The organism is Cetobacterium sp. (genome assembly GCF_048470075.1).
Taxonomy (GTDB): Bacteria; Fusobacteriota; Fusobacteriia; order Fusobacteriales; family Fusobacteriaceae; genus Cetobacterium_A.
On sequence record NZ_DBGBQB010000393.1, the window covers coordinates 1 to 1845 of the forward strand.

At 28.7% G+C, this 1845-nt stretch carries 2 protein-coding genes; both read left to right on the forward strand.

Annotated elements, in window-relative coordinates; all coding sequences use genetic code 11:
- On the forward strand, positions 1-707 hold a 707-nt coding region (locus ACMOUI_RS13645), incomplete at its 5' end, for an ABC transporter ATP-binding protein (RefSeq protein ID WP_418966241.1).
- Between the two features lie 18 nt (positions 708-725).
- Positions 726-1817 (forward strand): adenosylcobinamide amidohydrolase, encoded by a 1092-nt coding sequence (locus tag ACMOUI_RS13650; RefSeq protein ID WP_418966242.1) that lies wholly within the window; start codon positions 726-728, stop codon positions 1815-1817.
- The last annotated feature ends 28 nt before the right edge of the window (positions 1818-1845 follow it).

The window sequence follows — 1845 nt, forward strand, 5'->3', positions numbered from 1 at the left end:
TAAGTTTTACTGTAAAAAGAGGAGAAATTGTAGGGTTGATTGGAATTAATGGTTCAGGAAAAACTACACTTTTAAAATGTTTAAATAATTTAAATAAGATAACAGAAGGAAACATTAAAATTAAAAAAATTTCAATTAAAAAACTAATATCTAACCAAATAGCAAAAGAGATAGCACTCATGGGGCAAAATACAAATTTAAATGTGGAATTTAAGTGTTTAGATATTGTGGTGATGGGAAGATACCCTCATTTAAAAAACAAAAGTAATTTTTGTGAAGAGGATTACTTAAAAGCTCTAGATTATATGAAGCTTACAAATACTTTAAAATTTAAAGATAACAAGATTTCTAATTTATCAGGAGGAGAACGACAAAGAGTTCTTTTCTCAAAGGCAATTACTCAAGAGACAGATATTATATTGTTAGATGAGCCTACAGCAAGTATGGATTTAAATAATCAAGAACAGCTTTTTAAAATTTGTAAAAAAATAGCATCTCAAAATAAAGCGATAATAATTTCTACTCATGATTTAAGGATAGCAGCAAGATATTGTGATAAACTTTTACTTTTAAAAGATGGAGAAAAAGTTGGATTTGGAAAAGTTAAAGAAGTTTTAACAAAAGAAAATATAAAAAAAGCTTATGAAATAGACGTGGAAATATATGAAAATCCTATTTCTAAGAGCTTAGATTATCATATTTACTAAAGATTTATAGGAGAGAAAATGATGTTAATAGAAACCCTAAGTACAGGAGACAAAGTTTATTTGTACAACAAAAGTATTATTGTAAAATTTAGTGGAAAAAGAGGAGTCCTTAGTACAAGTATTTTAAATGGAGGATACTCAGAAGAAATAACAGCAATTTTTAATCATGATGCAAAAACTGCTCCAGGAATGGGATGTAAATTGAAAGCACCAACATATAAAGAACATATGGAAATAATAAGTGAAGAGTTAGGATTGAATTATAAATTTACTACAGGAATCGGGACAGCAGCAGATATGAAAAATATTTCTATAGTAAAAAAATCATATAAAAATCTTATTATAACATCCTTAGTTACAGGAGGAATTGAAACGAATGGAGGTAGAGTTGGAGACACTGCGTCATATATTGAGGAAGATTCCAAAATTGAAATGTTAAAGCCAGGAACTATTAATATTATTGTAATGATAGATGGAAAAGTTGATTCTGGAGTTTTAACTAGAAGTTTAGTGACAATAACAGAAGCCAAAACAGCAGCTATTCAAGAACTATTGGCAGGAAGTAATTATTCAACAGGTTTAGCAACAGGATCTGGAACTGATGGGACCATCGTGTGTTGTAATTTAGAAAGTGATAGGACATACAGTAACGCTGGAAAGCATTCGAAATTAGGGGAGTTAATAGGGCTAAGTGTTAAAGAGGCTGTTAAAAAAGCCTTAGACTTACAAAGTGGTCTAAATGAAATAAATCAAAAAAGTATTTTAAAAAGAGCTAAACGTTATGGTGTGACTAGTGAAACTTTATGGGAGAATTATATTTTAAAAGATAGAAAAAATATGCTACATAAGCTTGATTATATGGATGCTTTATTTAAAATTGAGAAAAATGAAACTCTTGTTAGTTACATATCTTTGATATTACATTTACTCGATCAGCATGAATGGAAACTTTTATCAAAAGAGGTTGTAGCTATACACTGTCAGGAAATTTTAGATAAAATACTTTTAGGAATAACTGTTAACCAAAAGGCTGATAATTTAGTTGAAGAGATTATAGAAAAGTTAAAAATATCGATAAATGGATTAATAGGGGGGAGTGAACTTGTTTAAGGCTATATTTGTAACATCTATGTATGAT

Excerpts from the sequence above, each read along its gene's own strand:
- ACMOUI_RS13650 (WP_418966242.1), top strand. The coding sequence starts at position 726 with ATGATGTTAATAGAAACCCTAAGTACAGGAGACAAAGTTTATTTGTAC.